Origin of the sequence: Streptococcus sp. M334 (assembly GCF_000187745.1) — a bacterium.
Taxonomy (GTDB): Bacteria; Bacillota; Bacilli; order Lactobacillales; family Streptococcaceae; genus Streptococcus.
In genome coordinates this window covers 1-573 of record NZ_GL732513.1, presented here as the reverse complement: position 1 = coordinate 573, position 573 = coordinate 1, and the positions used below count along the sequence as shown (strand labels likewise).

Here is a 573-nt window from a genome sequence, read left to right as displayed (position 1 = left end):
CAAGTCAATCAGCAAGCACATCAGCTAGCCAATCGGCATCAACAAGTGCGAGCCAATCAGCAAGCACATCAGCTTCTGAGTCAGCATCGACAAGTGCAAGTCAATCGGCTTCAACAAGTGCAAGCCAATCAGCCAGCACGTCAGCATCTGAGTCAGCATCAACAAGCGCAAGCCAATCAGCAAGCACATCAGCAAGTCAATCGGCTTCAACAAGCGCGAGCCAATCAGCAAGCACGATCAGCTTCTGAGTCAGCATCGACAAGTGCAAGTCAATCGGCTTCAACAAGTGCGAGCCAATCAGCAAGCACATCAGCATCTGAATCAGCATCGACAAGTGCAAGTCAATCGGCTTCAACAAGTGCGAGCCAATCAGCAAGCACAAGTGCATCTGAGTCAGCTTCAACAAGTGCAAGCCAATCAGCAAGCACGTCAGCAAGTCAATCGGCTTCAACAAGTGCAAGTCAATCAGCAAGCACGCCAGCTAGTCAATCGGCTTCAACAAGCGCGAGCCAATCAGCAAGCACAAGCGCATCTGAATCAGCATCAACAAGTGCAAGCCAATCAGCAAGCACA

At 50.3% G+C, this 573-nt stretch carries 1 pseudogene; it reads left to right on the top strand.

What is annotated here, in order from left to right:
* Window positions 1-573, top strand: a pseudogene (locus HMPREF0851_RS0104600) (hypothetical protein); the annotation flags it as partial.